Annotated in this window: 16 protein-coding genes and 1 riboswitch; of the genes, 12 read left to right on the top strand and 4 right to left on the bottom strand. The window is 73.2% G+C overall.

Translation table 11 applies throughout. From position 1 onward, the window contains the following. Nucleotides 1–189: 189 nt before the first annotated feature. The 3 genes from A6Q81_RS12190 to A6Q81_RS12180 form a co-directional block, all read right to left on the bottom strand. Entirely contained in the window at nucleotides 190–1,395 is a 1,206-nt protein-coding gene (locus tag A6Q81_RS12190; RefSeq protein WP_286690611.1) for an MFS transporter, read from the bottom strand. A 49-nt stretch (nucleotides 1,396–1,444) separates the two neighbouring features. Beyond that, nucleotides 1,445–1,990, bottom strand: a complete 546-nt coding sequence (locus A6Q81_RS12185; protein WP_067853374.1) for an NUDIX hydrolase family protein — start codon at nucleotides 1,988–1,990, stop codon at nucleotides 1,445–1,447. A gap of 70 nt (nucleotides 1,991–2,060) precedes the next feature. Beyond that, a complete protein-coding gene (locus tag A6Q81_RS12180) occupies nucleotides 2,061–2,714 on the bottom strand; it encodes a GOLPH3/VPS74 family protein (protein WP_286690610.1) in 654 nt (217 codons plus the stop codon). Between the two features lie 122 nt (nucleotides 2,715–2,836). On the opposite strand from A6Q81_RS12180, the gene A6Q81_RS12175 reads away from it, so the two are divergent. From A6Q81_RS12175 to A6Q81_RS12120, 12 genes are all read left to right on the top strand, one after another. Continuing rightward, nucleotides 2,837–3,490: a GAF and ANTAR domain-containing protein gene (locus tag A6Q81_RS12175; protein WP_286690609.1), complete on the top strand. Its 654-nt coding sequence runs from the start codon at nucleotides 2,837–2,839 to the stop codon at nucleotides 3,488–3,490. A 124-nt stretch (nucleotides 3,491–3,614) separates the two neighbouring features. Next, the gene (locus A6Q81_RS12170) at nucleotides 3,615–4,013 is read left to right on the top strand and encodes an ankyrin repeat domain-containing protein (protein ID WP_286690608.1); all 399 of its coding nucleotides are present in this window, start codon (nucleotides 3,615–3,617) and stop codon (nucleotides 4,011–4,013) included. Between the two features lie 221 nt (nucleotides 4,014–4,234). Next, nucleotides 4,235–7,918, top strand: a complete 3,684-nt coding sequence (locus tag A6Q81_RS12165) for an Ig-like domain repeat protein (RefSeq protein WP_286690607.1) — start codon at nucleotides 4,235–4,237, stop codon at nucleotides 7,916–7,918. A gap of 146 nt (nucleotides 7,919–8,064) precedes the next feature. After that, entirely contained in the window at nucleotides 8,065–8,634 is a 570-nt protein-coding gene (locus A6Q81_RS12160; RefSeq protein WP_286690606.1) for a hypothetical protein, read from the top strand. After that, complete coding sequence (locus A6Q81_RS12155; protein WP_286690605.1) at nucleotides 8,634–8,987, top strand: hypothetical protein; 354 nt, start codon at nucleotides 8,634–8,636, stop codon at nucleotides 8,985–8,987. Before A6Q81_RS12160 ends, A6Q81_RS12155 begins: the two co-directional genes overlap by 1 nt. Before the next feature lie 9 nt (nucleotides 8,988–8,996). Next, nucleotides 8,997–9,108, top strand: a riboswitch (TPP riboswitch). After that, nucleotides 9,098–9,736: an ECF transporter S component gene (locus A6Q81_RS12150; RefSeq protein ID WP_286690604.1), complete on the top strand. Its 639-nt coding sequence runs from the start codon at nucleotides 9,098–9,100 to the stop codon at nucleotides 9,734–9,736. It overlaps the preceding riboswitch by 11 nt. Nucleotides 9,737–9,822: 86 nt before the next feature. Further along, nucleotides 9,823–11,145, top strand: a complete 1,323-nt coding sequence (locus A6Q81_RS12145) for an ATP-binding cassette domain-containing protein (protein ID WP_286690603.1) — start codon at nucleotides 9,823–9,825, stop codon at nucleotides 11,143–11,145. Next, the gene (locus tag A6Q81_RS12140) at nucleotides 11,142–11,831 is read left to right on the top strand and encodes an energy-coupling factor transporter transmembrane component T family protein (protein WP_286690602.1); all 690 of its coding nucleotides are present in this window, start codon (nucleotides 11,142–11,144) and stop codon (nucleotides 11,829–11,831) included. The genes A6Q81_RS12145 and A6Q81_RS12140 overlap by 4 nt, the downstream gene beginning before the upstream one ends. A 97-nt stretch (nucleotides 11,832–11,928) precedes the next feature. Next, nucleotides 11,929–12,387, top strand: coding sequence for a MaoC family dehydratase (locus A6Q81_RS12135; RefSeq protein ID WP_067853399.1), 459 nt, complete (start codon nucleotides 11,929–11,931; stop codon nucleotides 12,385–12,387). A gap of 1 nt (nucleotide 12,388) precedes the next feature. Further along, complete coding sequence (locus A6Q81_RS12130; RefSeq protein WP_286690601.1) at nucleotides 12,389–13,615, top strand: acyl-CoA dehydrogenase family protein; 1,227 nt, start codon at nucleotides 12,389–12,391, stop codon at nucleotides 13,613–13,615. Continuing rightward, nucleotides 13,612–14,433 carry an SDR family oxidoreductase gene (locus A6Q81_RS12125; protein WP_286690600.1) on the top strand — a complete coding sequence of 274 codons (822 nt, stop codon included), beginning with the start codon at nucleotides 13,612–13,614 and terminating at the stop codon, nucleotides 14,431–14,433. Before A6Q81_RS12130 ends, A6Q81_RS12125 begins: the two co-directional genes overlap by 4 nt. 127 nt (nucleotides 14,434–14,560) lie before the next feature. Further along, nucleotides 14,561–14,944, top strand: coding sequence for a hypothetical protein (locus tag A6Q81_RS12120; RefSeq protein WP_286690599.1), 384 nt, complete (start codon nucleotides 14,561–14,563; stop codon nucleotides 14,942–14,944). 79 nt (nucleotides 14,945–15,023) lie between these two features. Here A6Q81_RS12120 and A6Q81_RS12115 read toward each other — a convergent pair whose 3' ends face one another. Beyond that, complete coding sequence (locus tag A6Q81_RS12115; protein ID WP_286690598.1) at nucleotides 15,024–17,141, bottom strand: PhoX family protein; 2,118 nt, start codon at nucleotides 17,139–17,141, stop codon at nucleotides 15,024–15,026. Between the last annotated feature and the right edge of the window lie 59 nt (nucleotides 17,142–17,200).

Raw genomic sequence — 17,200 nt, 5'->3', positions numbered from 1 at the left:
GCGCTCCTTCGTCGCGCGTGCCGCTACTCGACCAGCGCTACCGCTGGTCGAGTAGTCGACGCCGCGACGGAGGAGCTGGCGGAGACGTATCGAGACCATCCGGAGCTGTCGCTGGGGGCTGGTCCGCGCTGGGCCGTTGCCGGGTGGTCTCGATACGCGGCCACGGCGCTCCTTCGTCGCGCGTGGCCGCTACTCGACCAGCGGAGGGGGGCGGACCTCGGACGCCCGGTCCGGGGGGCGGCGCTCGGTGGGGACGAGGGGGAGGGCCAGCAGGGGGAGGACGGCGACGAGGCCGAACGCCCACCCGTACCCGGCGGCGGCGATGAGCACGCCGACCACGGGCGGCACGGCGGCGCTGACGAGGTACTGGCCGGTGTTCTGCACGCCGAGCGCCTTGCCCGACCACCACGGTCCGGCTCGTTCCGCGACGGCGGTGAACGCGAGCCCGTTGTCGGCGACGGTGACGACGCTGGCGACGACGACGAGCACCACGGCGAGCGGTGTCGGCTCGAGCAGGCCGAGCGCCAGCATCGCCAGGGCGGCGCCGAGCGCGACGACGCGCATCGGTCCCATGCGGCTGCCGACCCGGTCGGACCACCATCCCACGCCGACGCGTCCCGCCGACCCGAGCAGCTGCGTGACGGCCACGAGCGCGCCCGCGGCCGGCGCGGACCAGCCGCGCTCGGCGATCAGCCAGGTCAGCATGAACGTCCACACGGTGAACTGGGGCACGACCAGCAGGGCTGACGCTGCGTGGATGCGCAGGAGCGACGCGTCGCCGGCATACGGGCTGGCGGTCTCGCCGTCGCGCAGGGCCTCGGCGCGGGCCCGGCGGGGCGGGTCGACGACCAGCACCGCGCAGGCCACGAGGGTCGCGGCGTCGATCGCGGCGATGGTGAGCAGCGTGGTGCGCAGGTCGGTGGCCTCGACGAGGGTCGGGACCAGGACGGCGGCGAGCCCGACCCCGAGGGGCAGTGCGGCCTGCCGGATGCCCATGGCCGTGCCGCGACGTTCCGGCGGGAACCAGCCGACGACGAGCCGACCGCTGGCGGCGTTGGAGCTGGCGACGCCCACGCCCGCGACGAACCAGCAGGCGGCGAGCGGGAGGTAGCCGTCCGCGAACGCCGCCGCGGCGCTCCCCACCGTGGTGACGACGAGACCGAGGGTGAGGGTGAGCCGTTCACCCCACCGGTCGACGACGACGCCCCACCCCACGAGGGAGACGGTGGTGCCGAGCAGCGACGCCGACGCGAGCGCCCCGGCGTGGCCGAGGGTCAGCCCGCGGTCGCGGGTGAGGAAGGGGATCAGAGCGACGGCCGCGTTGGCGGCGACCGTGCCGGAGACCTGCGCCAGCATGCCGACCGCGAGCATCAGCCATCGGTTCGGGGACGCCACCGCTCCATGGTGGGCCCCGACCGACGGAGCCGCGCGACCGGGTCGGGTGTCAGTCGAGCGCGCCGAGGTACGCCAGCGCCTGCCGCACGAGGGTGCCGCGGCCACCCTCCATCTCGTCGAGCACGAGAGGGCTGAGCACCTCCTGCGGCGTCATCCAAGTGAGCTCGAGCGCGTCCTGGCGCGGGTTGCACTCGCCGGTGACCGGCACGACGTAGACGAGCGCGACGGCGTGCTGGCGCGCGTCGTGCAGCGGGGCGACGCCTGGCAGCGGGAAGTACTCGGCGACCGTGAAGGGGACGATCGAGGAGGGCAGCTGCGGGAACGCGGTGGGCCCGAGGTCCTTCTCGAGGTTGCGCAGCAGCGCGTCGCGCACGGACTCGCCGTGCGTCACACGGCCCGAGACGAACGTGCGGCTCATCGCGCCGGTGGTGGCGGAGCCGCGGAGCAGCAGCCCCACGTGCTCGACGCGACCGTGGGAGTCGACCCGGACGGGGATGCCCTCCACGTAGAGGATCGGCACCCGGGAGCGGGTCTCCTCGAGGGCGATCTCGGAGAGCCAGCCGGGGTTCGGGTCGGGGGTGCGGACGGACGCCATGGCCACATCCTCCCTCATGGACCCGACCGCCCTGGCGGGTGCGGGCCGACGACCGGTCGGGCGGTGGCGGTCAGGGGTTGATCGCGCTGAGCACGGCCCCGGTCGTCAGCACGGCGGTCATCGCGTTCTGCGCGTCCTGCAGGACCCCGCGGACGCCCTCGCTCGCCCAGTCGCCCTCGGCGACGACCTTGGCCCGCTCCTTCGCGACCTTCAGCTCGCGCCGGTCGGTCACGGCGATGCCGAGGTGGCCGGTGGCCAGGAGGAGGCCCACCAGCGGCCCGGTGGTCTCGTCGGCGGGCTGCTCCTGCAGCAGCACGGCGCGCAACCGGCCGACGAGGTCGTCGCGCTGCACCACGTCGGCGACGTCGTACCGTTCGAGCACCAGGCGTCGCTGTCGCCGGATCGTCCCCGCAGCCTCCATGTCACGCAGCACGACGGCGCGCTGGCGCCGCCCCAGGCGGGCGATCGTCGACTTCGGCGTCTGGCGTCCCTGCTCGCGCACGCGCTCGAAGGCCTGCTGCAGGGCCGGGTCGGGGACGGGGGTGCGGTCGACGACCTCGACGCGAGCCTTGCGCCCGCTGCCCTCCAGCCGGAGCCGGCCGAGGAGCACGAGGTCGATGAGGGCCGCGCCCCCGAGCGCCGCCTCGACCGTGCGGGTCACCACGCGGACCCGGCCGGTGCGGGCGTCGATCGCCACCAGGAGCAGGTTCTTCGCGACGGACATGCGGCCAGCCTAGGCGCGTGGTCCCCCGCGGGGAGCGGCTCTTGTCAGAGCGCCTCCTGACTGGAAGAGTCCCGAGGGTGGCCGTCGAGGACTGGGAACAATTCGCTGACCTCGCTCGCTCGATGAGCGCGAAGTCAGGGTTCAGGGACACCGTCCTCACCGCGGTCCGGTCAGCGCCGCGGCTCGTGGGCGGGTGCGACGAGGCCGGGGTCTCGGTCGTCCACGCGGGGGGCCGAGTGACGACCGAGGCGTCCACGGGGGAGCGCGTCGAGCAGGCGGACGCCCTGCAGGTGGAGCTGCAGGACGGTCCCTGCGTGCAGTCGATCCACCAGTCCGAGACGGTCCGCAGCGTCGACCTGCGCGAGGAGGACCGCTGGCCCCGGTGGTCGCGGGTGGCGGCGGAGCGGCTCGGGTTCCGGTCCATGCTGTGCGTCCAGCTGTTCACCACGGGGGACACCTTCGGGTGCATGAACATGTACTCCGACACCGTCGCAGGCTTCGACGAGGACGACCTGCACGCGGGTCTGGCCCTGGCGGCGCACGTGGCCGTGGCCGTGCGCGGCGCCGACCTGGTCGACAACCTCGAGTCCGCGCTCGCGAGCCGGGACGTGATCGGCCAGGCCAAGGGGCGGCTGGTCGAGCGGTTCGGGTTGAGCTCCGAGCAGGCCTTCGACGTGCTCGTCCGCTACTCCCAGGACCGCAACGTCAAGCTGCGCGAGGTGGCCGAGCAGGTCGCCCGGAAGGGGTTCGGAGCGCTCGACGACAGCTGGTCGTGAACCTGCTGCAGGCGGGTAAGCCCCGGACGGACGACCCCGGCGGTTTGGCCAGAAGCCGCTGGGGCCGTCCCCGTGGGACCGGGAGCGGGATGCGCGGACGTCGCGTCCGTCCTACGGTCGCGCCATGAGCGCCACCCCCGACGATTCCCCCCTCGACCCGCGTGCGGTCGAGCTCGCGCAGTCCCTGCTCGACGACGCACGGGAAGGGCGCACGCAGCGGCTCGCGGCGCACGTCGACGCCGGCGTCCCCGTCGAGCTGACCGACGCGTCGGGCAACACCGCGCTCATGCTCGCCGCCTACCACGGCCACGCCGACACCGTCGCCGCGCTGGTGCAGCGCGGCGCGATCGTCGACGCCCTGAACGACCGGGGGCAGAGCCCGCTGGCGGGAGCCGTGTTCAAGGGTGAGGACGAGGTCGTGCGGACGCTCCTCGAGGCGGGTGCCGACCCCGACGCCGGGCACCCGACGGCTCGCCAGACGGCGGAGATGTTCGGCCGCACCGACCTCGTCGGACCCGCCTGAGGGCGATCGGGCCTGCCAGCGCCCCCTCCCCACGAGTAGCAGGCCGCCGGACGGTTCGGGGCGTTTTCCTCACATCGTCACGAAATTGTTCGCTGTCGCAACAAATGTAACGTCGAGGGGTGGTCGGACGCGTCCTGCATGAAACGCAGCGCCTCCAGGCTGGGCGCGCGAGCCGTGCCACCCCCTGAGCGCGGTCGCTCGTCACGAGGGAGACACCACCTGTGCACGCATCCATGCGACGGGTCGCCGGCGGTCTGCTGACCGCCACCCTGACCGCGACCTTCCTGGGAGCCCTGGGCACCACGAGCGCCATCGGCGCCACCGTGGCGTCGGGCTCTGACTTCAGCGTCGAACGCGCTCCGGGCGGCTACGCCGTCACGCTCGAGCTCGACACCCCCTTGCCCGTCAAGGACGACGCCCCGACGCTCGTCGTCGACGGCAAGGACATCGGCATCGCCACCGAGTCACTGAAGGGCGACACGCTCACCGTGCTGACCAGCGACCCCGCCGTCGCCGACGCGTCCAGCGTCGAGGCCGGCTGGGCGAGCCGCGGTGCCTCCGCGAAGGCGGAGCGCACCGGCGAGGTGGCGCAGCCCGAGGACCTCGCCGACCCAGCGACCCTGGAGACGCTCGACGCGAACCCCGCGTCGACCGGCACCTACGAGTACACGCAGGCCGACTACGACTTCGGCACCCAGTCAGTCGCGCTCGCCAACATCGGCGGCGTGCGCGGTGAGATGCAGGGGCGTCTCTACCTGCCCAAGACGGGCGGGAAGCGTCCGGTCGTCCTGCTGCTGCACGGGCGCCACTCCACCTGCTACGCCGAGGGCAGCTCCAGCGCGTCGCTCGCGTGGCCGTGCTCCGGCACGCGTCCGCTGTCGATCCCGAGCTACGCCGGGTACGACGGCACGGGCCAGGCCCTCGCGAGCCACGGCTACGCCGTCATCTCGATCTCGGCCAACGCCGTGAACGCCAACGACAACCCGCGCTCGCCCGACCAGGGTGCGCAGGCGCGCGGCCAGCTCGTCCTCGACACGCTGTCGCTGCTGCGCAAGGCCGACGCCGGCCAGCCGGTCACGCTGCACGACGACGCCCGCGACCTCGACGTCACCCTCGACGACGCGCTGCAGGACCCGCTCACCGCGGCCGACCTGCAGGGCCGGTTCGACCTGTCCGACGTGGGTCTCATGGGTCACTCGCGCGGTGGCGAGGGCATCACCTCGGCGGCCACGCTGAACGCGGCGCTCGACGAGCCGTTCGGCATCAAGAGCCTCCTGCCGCTCGCGCCCGTCGACTTCGGTCGCATGACGGTGCCGAACGTGCCGCTCAACGTCGTCCTGCCGTACTGCGACGGCGACGTGTCGAACCAGCAGGGTCAGCACATGCTCGACGACTCGCGCTACGCGTTCGACGACGACGCGCTGCGGGCCGGCACCTGGGTCATGGGCGCGAACCACAACTTCTTCAACACCGTCTGGACGCCCGGGAAGTTCCCGGCCGGCGTCAGCGACGACTGGGGCGCCACGTCGACCAACCAGACCTGTGGTCCGGTCCCGGCCGTCGCCGCCACGTCGATCCGCCTGTCGGCCGACGCCCAGTACGACCTGGGCACGGCGTACATGGCCGGCTGGTTCCGGCTCACGCTCGGTGCCGAGAAGCAGTTCCTGCCGATGTTCGACGGCTCGGGCACGCGCCCGGAGGTCGTCGGCAACGCCGACGTCCGCACCGTCACGACTGCGCCCTCCTCGGCGCGCTCGACGCTGACGTCGTTCGAGTCGACCAGCTCGCTCGTGCGCACCTCGGGCCTGGCCACGGCGCAGCCGTGCGCGAGCCTGACCGGACGCACGATCCCGGCCGCAGCGCCCGCCTGCTCGACGCTCGCGTCGTCGCAGGTGCCGCACTGGACGCCCGCCAGCAACGGCGGCAACGTGCCCGCGACCCCCGTCACCCGGTTCACCTGGACCGGCGACACGGGAGCCGTGCTGGTGACGGTGCCGAAGGCCAAGCGCGACGCGACGGGCTTCGACCGGCTGTCGCTCAAGGTGGCCGCCGACGAGACCGTCGTGACCGGCACCGACCTGACCCTGGCGGTCAAGGACGGCTCGGGCGCGACGTGGTCGTCGAAGGTCTCGGCGCTCAACCCGTACGCGCTCGTGCGGCTGCCGGCGCCGTCGGACTCGACGACGACGGTGCTCAAGAAGATCGTGCTGCAGCAGGTGAACGTGCCGACCTCGACGCTGGAGGACGCCGGGCTCGACGTGTCCGACGTGCGCGAGGTGCGGCTGACCGCGGCCACGGGCGCCGACGCGACGACCACGGGGGCGGCGTACCTGTCCGACCTCGCGTGGGAGTCGTCCTCGCTCGGGACGCCGACGGTGAAGAAGGAGAACACCGTCAACGTCTTCGCGACCGCCGTCGAGGAGGGCGCCTCGGCCGGTACCGCCGACGTGGGCGTCTACCTCGCCCAGCCGGCGACCAAGCCGGTCGTCGCCTACGTCAGCGTCCTGGGCTCCGCCTCGGGCCGCGCCGGCATCGCGATGGAGAAGGTCACCTTCGCGCCCGGCGAGACGTGCAAGGTCGTCACCGGGTCGATCCTCGGCGACAGCCTGGCGTCGACGTCGGCGAGCACCGCGGTGAAGGTCTCGGCGATCAACACCTCCGGTGCGGTCATGGGTGCCAAGGCGTTCGGTTACCTCACGGTCCGTGAGGACGACGGCGTCACCGGCTCGGCCACGGCGCTGCCGCCGGTCGGCGCGCAGGGCGACCCGTGCGAGGAGCTGGCGCGCTCGACCGAGGTCGGTGCCGTCACGGTCGACGACCCCACGCCCGCCCCGGGTGGTGCGGTCACGCTGACGGCGTCGGGCTACCGGTCCGGCGAGGGCGTCACGTTCTCGCTCGGCTCGAGCACGCTCGGCACCGCGATCGCCGACCCCTCCGGGAAGGCCGTGCTCAGCGCGACCGTCCCGGCCGACGCCGCCATCGGCGAGGCGACCGTCAAGGCGGTCGGCGCGGGCTACGGCCTCACGTCGACCGGCTCGCTCGAGGTGCTGACCGAGACGTCCACGGCGCTGGCGATCGACCCGGAGCTCCCGGCGATCAACCAGCCCGTGACGCTCACGGCCACGGTCACGGGCGGCGACGGCGGCACCGTCACCTTCGCCGACGGCGACACGGTGCTCGGCACGTCGGTCGTCGAGGGCGGCACGGCCACCCTCGCGGTGCCCGGCTTCAAGGCCGGCTCGCACGAGCTGGTGGCGTCGCTCGCGAAGACGGCGACCGCGCAGGCGTCGCAGTCGGGTGCGGTCTCGTTCACCCTCACCAAGGGTGCCTCGACGATCGCGCTGGTCATGGCGTCGGCCGAGAGCACCTTCGGCGACCCGCTGAAGGGTGCCGTGGCGGTCGCCGGGGCCGACGAGGGCACGGTGACGGTCACCGTCGCCGGAACGCCCGTGACGGTCAGGCTCGACGCCCAGGGCACGGGACGCTTCGAGCTCCCGGCCACGCTGAAGGTCGGCTCGCACACGGTGAGCGCGGTCTTCGACGGCACCGACGAGGTCGAGGCGAGCGGCACGGCCACGGCCGACGTCACCGTGGTGAAGCGCGCGACGACGACGGTCACGAACGCGACGTCGTCGGTCAAGCGGAGCGCGACGTACCGGGTGCGCGCGACGGTCTCGCCGACCGTGGCGGGCGTCGCTCCGTCGGGCTCGGTGCGGGTGTACGTCAAGGCGCCGGGCGCCAAGTCGTTCACCTGGGCCAAGACGGTGCGCCTGTCCGGCGGCACGGTCGTGACCACGCTCAAGGCGCCGAGGACGAAGGGCACGCTGTCGGTCCGCACGGTCTACGTGGGCGACGGCTCCTTCACCGGGAGCACCAGCGCGACGAAGGGGGTGCGCATCCGCTGACGCGCTGAGCACGCCGACGGGCGTCCGGTCCACCACGGACCGGGCGCCCGTCGTCCGTCCGTGCGATCCACGACGCTGCTCGTGGCGTCGCGCGACGGTGTCGGTCTACGGTCGAGGTGGTCCATCGATCAACACAGGGGGAGACCATGAGACGTCTTGACGGTAGAGGCGTTGCGGCGGTGCTGGCCGGCATCCTCGTACTGGGCCCGGCCGCCTTCGTCCCAGCGCAGGCTGACGGAAGCGACGACTTGACGGACAGCGAGTTCGTGCCGCGAGCTACCGCCACGGATGGGCGGTACGTCGCTGCGAGCGATCCAGCCGAGGCCGAACGACTGTTGGACGGGCTCGAGTCTGGACGCGTGGCGGCCGCTGGGGTCGCGTACGGTCCGTGCAGGCTCTATCCGTCTCCGATCCGCATCCGTTCGGATGGCAAGGTCGGGACCAAGCCGCAGACGAAGTGCACGACGGCGGTGACGAGCATCCGACACTCGACGGACATGCGCTACAAGTCCTTCATCTGGTGGAAGCTCAAAGGCACGAAGACGGCGGCGAACGCGGGCCAGTCGTCGCTTCAACAGAAGAACGTAGGGTTTGCCTGCGTCAGCGACGAGAGCAGCGGGTGGGGAAGTACGACCCTCGGCACCGTCGTCTTCGGCGGGAAGACCTACTACGCACGGGTCTACCCGGACCGCGTCACGTTGAAGTGCGGTGGCTGATGACCACATGGAGTGCGTGGGTCGTCGAGCTGGGCCCCGACGAGGACGCGCTGGAGCCTGCGATCGTCGTCGGCACGGAGGAGGAGGCGAGGCGGCGACTGGAGCAGGCGCACGAGGGCGCTCCGCACCTGCGCAATCTCGCCCAGGACTGGCCCTTGCGCTCCACCACGCCGATCGGCCCCGACGAGCGCCGGACCGTGCATCTCCTGCTGGGCGCCGAGGACTCCCTCGAGGTCTTCGACGACGCAGTGGAGGCCGAGCTCGCACGGCAGCGATGCTCGACGCCGGCGCGTGTCGTGGCAGCGGTGACCAACACCTGGCTCGGCGCGCCGCCCGAGGCGCGACGACGCTAGGGTGGACCTCACCAACGACAGGGGAGCGCCACCCGCAGAGGGCGCTGAGAGTGCGGAACAGCCGCAGACCCTTGAACCTGCTCCGGTTAGCACCGGCGAAGGGAGTCACGATGAGTAGTTCTGCATCCACGCGTCCGTCCACCGACCTGGGGTCGTCGTTGCGGTACCGCACCGTCGACCTGGTCACGATCGCGACGCTCGCCGTCGCCCTCGGCGTCACCTTCTGGGTCTGGGGGAAGGCCTACGGCGGCATCAGTGCCCTGGCGGTCTTCTCGTTCCCGCCGTCCGTCGGTGTGCTGGCCGGGCCCTGGCTCCTCGCCGGTGTCGTCGGGGGCCTGATCGTCCGCCGCCCGGGCGCGGCGCTCGTGACCGAGCTCGCCGCCGCCGCGGTGTCGGCGCTCGTCCCGGGCGGCACCGAGTGGGGTCTGGGCGTCCTCGCCTCGGGCCTGGTGCAGGGACTCGGCGCCGAGCTCGTCCTCGCGCTGTTCCTGTACCGACGGTTCTCGCTCGGCGTCGCCGTCCTGGCCGGGGCCGGGGCCGGTGCCTTCGGCTCGGTCTACGAGTGGTTCGCCTACTGGGAGGGCGTCTTCTCCGGGACCGACCGCCTGATCCACCTCGGCCTCTTCGCCCTCTCCGGCGCGGTCGTCGCCGGTGCCGGAGGGTGGCTGCTGGTGCGCGCGCTGGCCCGCGCCGGGGTGCTCGACGCCTTCGGACCCGGTCGCGAGCTGCACGAGCGGACCGCGGTCTGAGCCACCTCGAGCCAGGTCAGGTCCGCGTCGAGGGCCTGACCTGGCGCCCGCTCGGGCGTCGCGAGCCGGTGGTCACCGGCCTCGACGTGCGCGTCGACCCCGGCGAGCGGGTGATGCTCCTCGGCCCGAGCGGCGCGGGGAAGTCCACGCTGCTCCACGCCCTCGTCGGCGCCCTCGGCACCACGCTGTCGGGCGACCTGACCGGCTCGGTGGAGGTCGGCGGGGTCGTCGGCTTCGTGCCCCAGGCACCCGGCGACGCGGTGGTGGCCGAGCGGATCGGTCGCGACGTCGCGTTCGGCCCGGAGAACCGCGCCCTGCCCCGACCGGAGATCTGGAGCCGTGTCGACCGTGCGCTGGCCGACGTCGGGCTGCCGTACGGCCGCGAGCACCCGACGGCGGCGCTCTCCGGCGGGGAGCTGCAACGCCTGGCGCTCGCCGGCGCGCTGGCCGTCGCGCCCGACGTGCTGCTGCTCGACGAGCCGACGTCGATGCTCGACCCCGACCACGCCGCCTCCGTGCGCGAGGCGGTGCGCGCGACCGTCGGTGCCCGCGGTGCCACGCTGCTCGTCGTCGAGCACCGCATGGGCCCGTGGCTCGACCTCGTCGACCGGGTGCTGGTGCTCGGGCGCGACGGCACGCTCCTGGCCGACGTCGCTCCCGACGTGCTCGAGCGCGACCACGTCGAGGCCATGGGTCGGCTCGGACTCTGGATGCCCGGCCTGCCCGCCCTCAGGCCCCTGGAGGTCGACCCGCGCCTCGTGGCCCCGGCTGGCCCGGCGACCCCCGTCGTGGCCCAGGACCTCGTGGTCGAGCTGACCAGTCGGTCGATGCGCGGCGTCACGCGGACCCGTGCGCTCGACGGCGTGCACGCCCGGCTGGACCCGGGCCGGCTCACGGCCGTCACCGGGCCGAGCGGTGCCGGCAAGTCGACGCTGCTCGCCGCCCTCGGCGGGCTCCTCGAGCCGACGTCGGGGCGGGTGTCCCCGTCGCGTCACCGGCTCCGCAGCCGCGAGCTCGCCGCGCAGGTCGGCTGGTCGTCCCAGGTCCCCGAGCACGGGTTCGTCGCCGCGACGGTGCGCGAGGAGGTCGCGCTGACCGCCGGGCGGACCGGTCGCACCGTCGACGTCGACGCCCTGCTCGACGTCGTCGGGCTCGGTGCGCTGGCCTCGACCCACCCCTTCCGGCTCTCCGGCGGCGAGCAGCGACGCGTCTCGATGCTGACGGCCGTGGCGCACCGGCCCGAGCTGGTGCTGCTCGACGAGCCGACCGTGGGCCAGGACCGCGACACCTGGGCGGCCGTGGTCGGGCTCGCGCTCGCCGCGGCGGGGCAGGGTGCCGTCGTCGCGACGGCCACCCACGACGCCGACGTCGTCGACCTGGCACCCGGCCGGGTGGAGGTGGCCCGATGAGACGCACCCTGGCGCAGACGAACCCGCTGGCGCTGCTGTGGATCGGGCTGGCCGCGCTGATCGGCTCCTTCGCCGTCCGCGACCTGCCGTCCGCCGTCGCCGCGGCGGGCGCCTGGGCGCTGGCGGGCCTGCTCGTCCTGCCGTCGTGGCGCTACCCGTTGGCCTGCCTCGCGCTGTGCGGCGTCTCCGCCGGCCTGGTGGCGTACTCCGCCTGGCGGCTCGGCAACCCCGACCATGCGCCGGTGGCCGCGCTGCGGATCCTGGTGCTCGCGTGGCCGGGTGCCGTGGTCGTCGCGTTCGTCGACCTGTCGGACCTGGGCGACGAGCTCGCGCAGCGCCTCCACCTGCCCGACCGGCCCGTGGCCGCCTTCGTCGCGTCGCTGCAGCGGGTGTCGGGCTTCGGCGCGACCCTGCAGCAGGTGCTCCGGGCCCGCCGCGTGCGCGGCACCGGTCCGCACGGTCCGGTGTCGGCGGTGCGGCACGCCGGGTCGGTCACCTTCGCCATGTTGGCCGCCGCGCTGCGCGACGCCGGGCGGACGTCGATCGCGATGGACGCCCGCGGCTTCGCGACCGCGACGCGGCGCACCTGGGCGCAGGGCGTGCCGTGGACCCCGCGCGACACGACGGTCGTCGTGGTCGCGGCCCTCCTGGCGCTCGTGCCCGTGGTCGCGCGCGTCCTGACGTAGGTCGCAGGGGTGCACAAAGCGGACGAGGTCGTCTAGGCTGCGAACTAAGCAAGCGCTTAGTCGTCGCCCGAGGGCGACCTGTCCCGGAGGTAGTCCCATGGCCCGCGTGTTCGACAGTCTCGACGACTTCAAGGCAGCTGCCGGGCAGGAGCTCGGCACCAGCGACTGGGTGACCGTGACGCAGGAGCAGATCAACACCTTCGCCGACGCCACCGGCGACCACCAGTGGATCCACGTCGACCCCGAGCGCGCCGCGTCGGGGCCGTTCGGCGGCACGATCGCGCACGGCTACCTGACGCTGTCGCTCCTGCCGGTCTTCTCCGAGAACATCTACGCGGTCAACGGCCTGGCGATGGGCGTGAACTACGGCGCCAACAAGGTGCGCTTCCCGAACCCGGTCCCGGTCGACTCGCGGCTGCGCGCGACGGCGACGCTCAAGGAGACCAGCGACATCCCGATCGGCACCCAGGCCGTCATCACGTTCGTCGTCGAGCGCGAGGGCGCCGAGAAGCCGGTCTGCATCGCCGAGGTCGTCTACGTGATGGCGGCGGCCTGACATGCACTTCGCCTTCGACGAGACCACCACGGAGCTGATCGCCAAGCTCGAGGCCTTCATGGACGAGGCCGTCTACCCGGCCGAGGCCGAGGCCGCCGAGCAGATCGAGGCGCTCTACGCCGAGGACCGCTGGGACCCGCCGGCCGTGCTCGACGGCCTGAAGGAGCAGGCGCGCGAGCGCGGGCTCTGGAACTTCTTCCTGGCCGGCCACCCGGAGGAGGGCGGCCTGACCAACCTGCAGTACGCGCCGCTCGCCGAGATCACCGGCCGCTCCATCCAGCTCGCGCCGGCCGCGCTCAACTGCGCCGCGCCCGACACGGGCAACATGGAGGTGCTGACCATGTTCGGCACCCCCGAGCAGAAGGAGCAGTGGCTGCGTCCGCTGCTCGACGGCCAGATCCGCTCGGCGTTCGCGATGACCGAGCCCGACGTCGCCTCCTCCGACGCGACCAACATCGGGCTCTCGATCGTCCGCGACGGCGACGAGTACGTCATCAACGGTCGCAAGTGGTGGATCACCGGCGCGATGAACCCCAACTGCCGGGTCTTCATCGTCATGGGCAAGACCGACCCGTCGGCCGAGCGGCACCGCCAGCAGTCGATGATCCTCGTCCCGCGTGACACCCCGGGCCTCGAGGTCGTGCGCGGCATGCACGTCTTCGGCTACCACGACCGCGACCACGGCGGGCACGCCGAGCTGCGGTTCACCGACGTCCGCGTGCCCGCGTCGAACCTCATCGGCGGCGAGGGCGAGGGCTTCGCGATCGCCCAGGCCCGTCTCGGGCCCGGCCGGATCCACCACTGCATGCGCTCGATCGGCATCGCCGAGCGCGCCGTCGAGTACATGTGCGAGCGGGCGCTGAGCCGCACCACGTTCGGCAAGCCGATCGCCCAGCAGGGTGTGGTGCAGGACTGGATCGCCGAGTCGCGCGTGCGGCTCGAGCAGCTGCGCCTGCTGACGCTCAAGACCGCGTGGCTCATGGACACCGTCGGCAACCGCGGCGCCCACAAGGAGATCCAGGCGATCAAGATCGCCACGCCCCAGACGGTCGAGTGGATCCTCGACAAGGCCATCCAGGTGCACGGCGCCGGCGGCCTCAGCCAGGACTTCCCGCTCGCGGAGATGTTCGCCGGCATCCGCACCCTGCGCTTCGCCGACGGGCCCGACGAGGTGCACAAGGCCTCGCTCGCGCGCGCCGAGCTGAAGAAGTACGCGGCTCGCGGATGAGGGTGGAGGGCGCGACCGCCGTCGTCACCGGCGCGGCCGGGGGCATCGGCCTCGCGGTGGCGCGGGCGCTGCTCGAGCGCGGTGCCGCCTCGGTCGTGCTGGCCGACCTCGACGGCGACCGGCTCGCCGACGCGGCCTCGGCGCTGGGCGAGGAGTTCGGCGAGCGGGTGCTGCACCGGGCGGCCGACGTGACGGCGCAGATCGGCGTCGACGCCGTGCTGCAGACGTCGCCGGCCCCCGTCGACCTCTACGTCGCGAACGCCGGCGTCTTCCAGGGCTTCGGCCTCGACGCGTCGCCGCAGGACTGGGCGGCGTCGTGGGAGGTCAACGTCATGGCCCACGTGGCGGCGGCGCGGGCGCTCGTGCCGCAGTGGCTGGAGCGGGGCGCGACGGACGGCCCGGCGGGCTGCTTCGTGAGCGTGGCGTCGGCGGCGGGGCTGCTGACCCAGCTGGGCTCGCCCACCTACTCGGTGACCAAGCACGCCGCCGTCGGCTTCGCCGAGTGGCTGGCGGCCACCTACGGCGACCGCGGCGTCCAGGTGACGACGGCCTGCCCGATGGGCGTGCGCACGGCGATGCTCGAGGAGGGCGAGACGTCGACCGACACCGACGCGCGTCTCGGCATGCGGGCGGTCACGTCGGCGGGCGAGGCGCTCGACGCGTCCGACGTCGCCGCCACGATCCTCGACGCGGTCGAGGCCGGCCGCTTCCAGGCCCTGCCCCACCCCGAGGTCGCCACGATGTGGGCCCAGAAGGCGTCCGACCCCGACCGCTGGGTCGCCGGCATGCAGCGCTACCGCCGCACCCTCGAGTCCTGATCCCCCGATCTCCGCGTTCTGCGGACTTGGTGACGGTTTCCGCCGGACAAACCGTCACCAGGTCCGCAGAACGCGGTGAGGGGCCAGGGCTGCGGGGTCGGCGGGCGGGGTGGGTAGGGTCGCGGCCATGAAGATCGGACCCGGCCTCGTGGTGCCCGCCCTCGCCGAGCTCGTCGTGCTGGCGCTCTACGTCACCGACGTGCTGGGCGACGTCCCGTGGCCCGACGGCTTCGTCCTGCCGGGCCGCGTCCTGCTCGTCGTGGCGGCCCTCGTCGTCGCCGGCATCTGCTACCAGGCGTGGGCGACGGTCGCCTCCGAGCAGCGCACCCCGCTGGTGCACGCCGCGGCCGCTGCGTCGCTGGTCGGCGGTGCCGCGCTGACGTCGGCCGTCTTCTCCGCACCCGAGGGCGCGCTGCTGGGCGCGCACGCCCTCGCGACGCTCGGCACGGCCGCCCTCGTCGCCGCCGTCGTCTGCCACCAGATGACGACAGCACGCCGCAGCCTGGGCTGAGTCCCGACCCTCGCCCCCTGACGCGACGACGCCCCGCCCGTGACCCGGGCGGGGCGTCGTGCTCGGCGCCGGTGGGAGATCAGGCGCCGATGTCGCCGCCGTCCTTGCGTCGGACGAGGGCGATCGCCGGACGGGGCAGGGAGGTGCCGCCGTCGGGCCAGTGGGACGCCGGCGCGTCCGCGGTGGCGCCGTCCTTCTCGCCCGGGTGCTGGACGCAGACCAGGACGCGCTTGCGCTGCACGACCGGACCGCAGGTCTCCGCACCGAACGGCACCGTGAGGAACTGGCGGGTCAGGCCGCGGTCACGACCCTCCACCGCCACGCCGAACAGGCCGTCGTTCGAGCCGAGCGCGTTGCCGTCCGTGGAGATCCACAGGTTCCCGTGCCGGTCGAACGCGACGTTGTCGGGGCAGGAGATCGGCGAGACCTGCGACTTGTCGTAGCCGCCGAAGTACGTCGACGCGTCGTTCGGGTCACCGCAGACGAGCAGCAGGTTCCACTCGAAACGGGTCGACGCGCTGTCGTTGCGACGCTCCGTCAGCTCCAGCACGTGGCCGTTCTTGTTGGCCTTGCGCGGGTTGGCCTCGTCGGGGCCGGCCTTGCCGGACGCGCCGCGGTTGGAGTTGTTCGTCAGGGCGACGTAGACCTTGCCGCTCACCGGGCTCGGCTCGACGTCCTCCGGGCGGTCCATCTTCGTGGCGCCGACCTGGTCGGCGGCCAGGCGCGTGAACAGGAGCACCTCCTCGGCGGTGAAGCCCTGCACGAACGAGCGGTCGCCGCTCACGAGCGGGATCCAGGCGCCCGAGCCGTCGAACTCGCCGTCCTTCGGCAGCGTGCCCGAGCCGTCGATCTGCGCCGACGGGGAGTCACCGGTCAGCCGGGCGACGTAGAGCGTGCCGTGGTCGAGCAGCGTGTCGTTGTGGCGCTTCGCCGCACGCGAGGTGCCCTTCTTGACCTTGTCGCGCGACACGAACTTGTAGAGGTAGTCGAAGCGCTCGTCGTCGCCCATGTACACCGCGACGCGACCGTCCTTCGTGATGCGCGGCTGCGCCGCCTCGTGCTTGAAGCGGCCGAGGGCGGTGCGCTTGCGCGGGGTCGACGTCGGGTCGTAGGGGTCGATCTCGACGATCCACCCGAAGCGGTTGACCTCGTTCGGCTCGACGGTCAGGTCGAAGCGCTCGTCGAACTTCTCCCACTGGCGGGTCGTGGCGTTGCCGGACACGCCGTAGCGGGCGAGGCGCTGCGCCGTCGTCGGGTCGCTGACCTGCGCGGCGTTGGCGAAGTACTGGTTGAAGTTCTCCTCCGCGGTCAGCCAGGTGCCCCAGGGGGTGGTGCCGCCGGAGCAGTTGTTCAGCGTGCCCAGCACCGTGCGGCCCTTCGGGTCGGCCTTCGTGCGGACGAGCGCGTGCCCGGCGACGGGCCCGGTCAGCACGAACCGCGACTGCGTGTGGAACCGCCGGTTGAGGCGGTGGCCGACGACCGGCTTCAGCGAGCCCGAGCGGGTCTCCTGCACCGTGACGACGGACAGGCCGTGCGCGGCCCACGACGTCTCGACCTGCTCCTTGGTCGGGTTGGCCGGGTCGTAGCCGGGGTACATCATCTCCTCGGTCGTGTACTCGTGGTTGGCCACGAGCAGCTGCGTGCCGCGTGCGAGCGGGAGCAGGGCGAGGAAGTCGTTGTTGAAGCCGAACTGGCGACGCTGCGCGGCACCGCTCTGCGTGGTCGGCGACCAGCGCGGCGAGTCCTTGAACAGCGGGTCGCCCCAGCGGATGACGACGTCCTGCGTGTAGCCCTCGGGCACGGTGAGGGCGTCGGCGGTGTTCGGGGCGACGGGCCGGAAGCGCAGCCCGAACGGGCCCTTCTTCGCGGTCGTCGACGCGGGGCCGCGCTGGGCGGAGGGCAGGCTGACCGGGGCGGCGGCCACCGGGCCGGCGAACGCGGCGGTGGCGGCCGTGGCGGCACCGATGACGGCACCGGCGCGCAGGACGCCGCGGCGGCTGGCGACCTGCGCCATGACGTCGGCGAAGGTCTCGTTCGACGACGTGTTGGGCGCGTCGTGGGAGCACGCGTCGCCGCAGCGGTAGAGACACGTCATGGCCGCGCGGCCGGACGCACAGGGGGCGGTGGGGGAGCAGCCCTCGACGTCGCCGGTGAGCGGGACGACGGGGAGCAGGGGGCGTTCGGGCGAGATCGTCACGAGAAGAATTCCTCCAGAGCCGGGGGACGTCGGGCCGTCCCCCTCGACGTGCTGACGCT

The organism is Aeromicrobium sp. REDSEA-S38_B2 (genome assembly GCF_001628525.1).
GTDB lineage: Bacteria > Actinomycetota > Actinomycetes > Propionibacteriales > Nocardioidaceae > Aeromicrobium > Aeromicrobium erythreum.
This window is presented reverse-complemented; position numbering and strand designations above follow the sequence as displayed.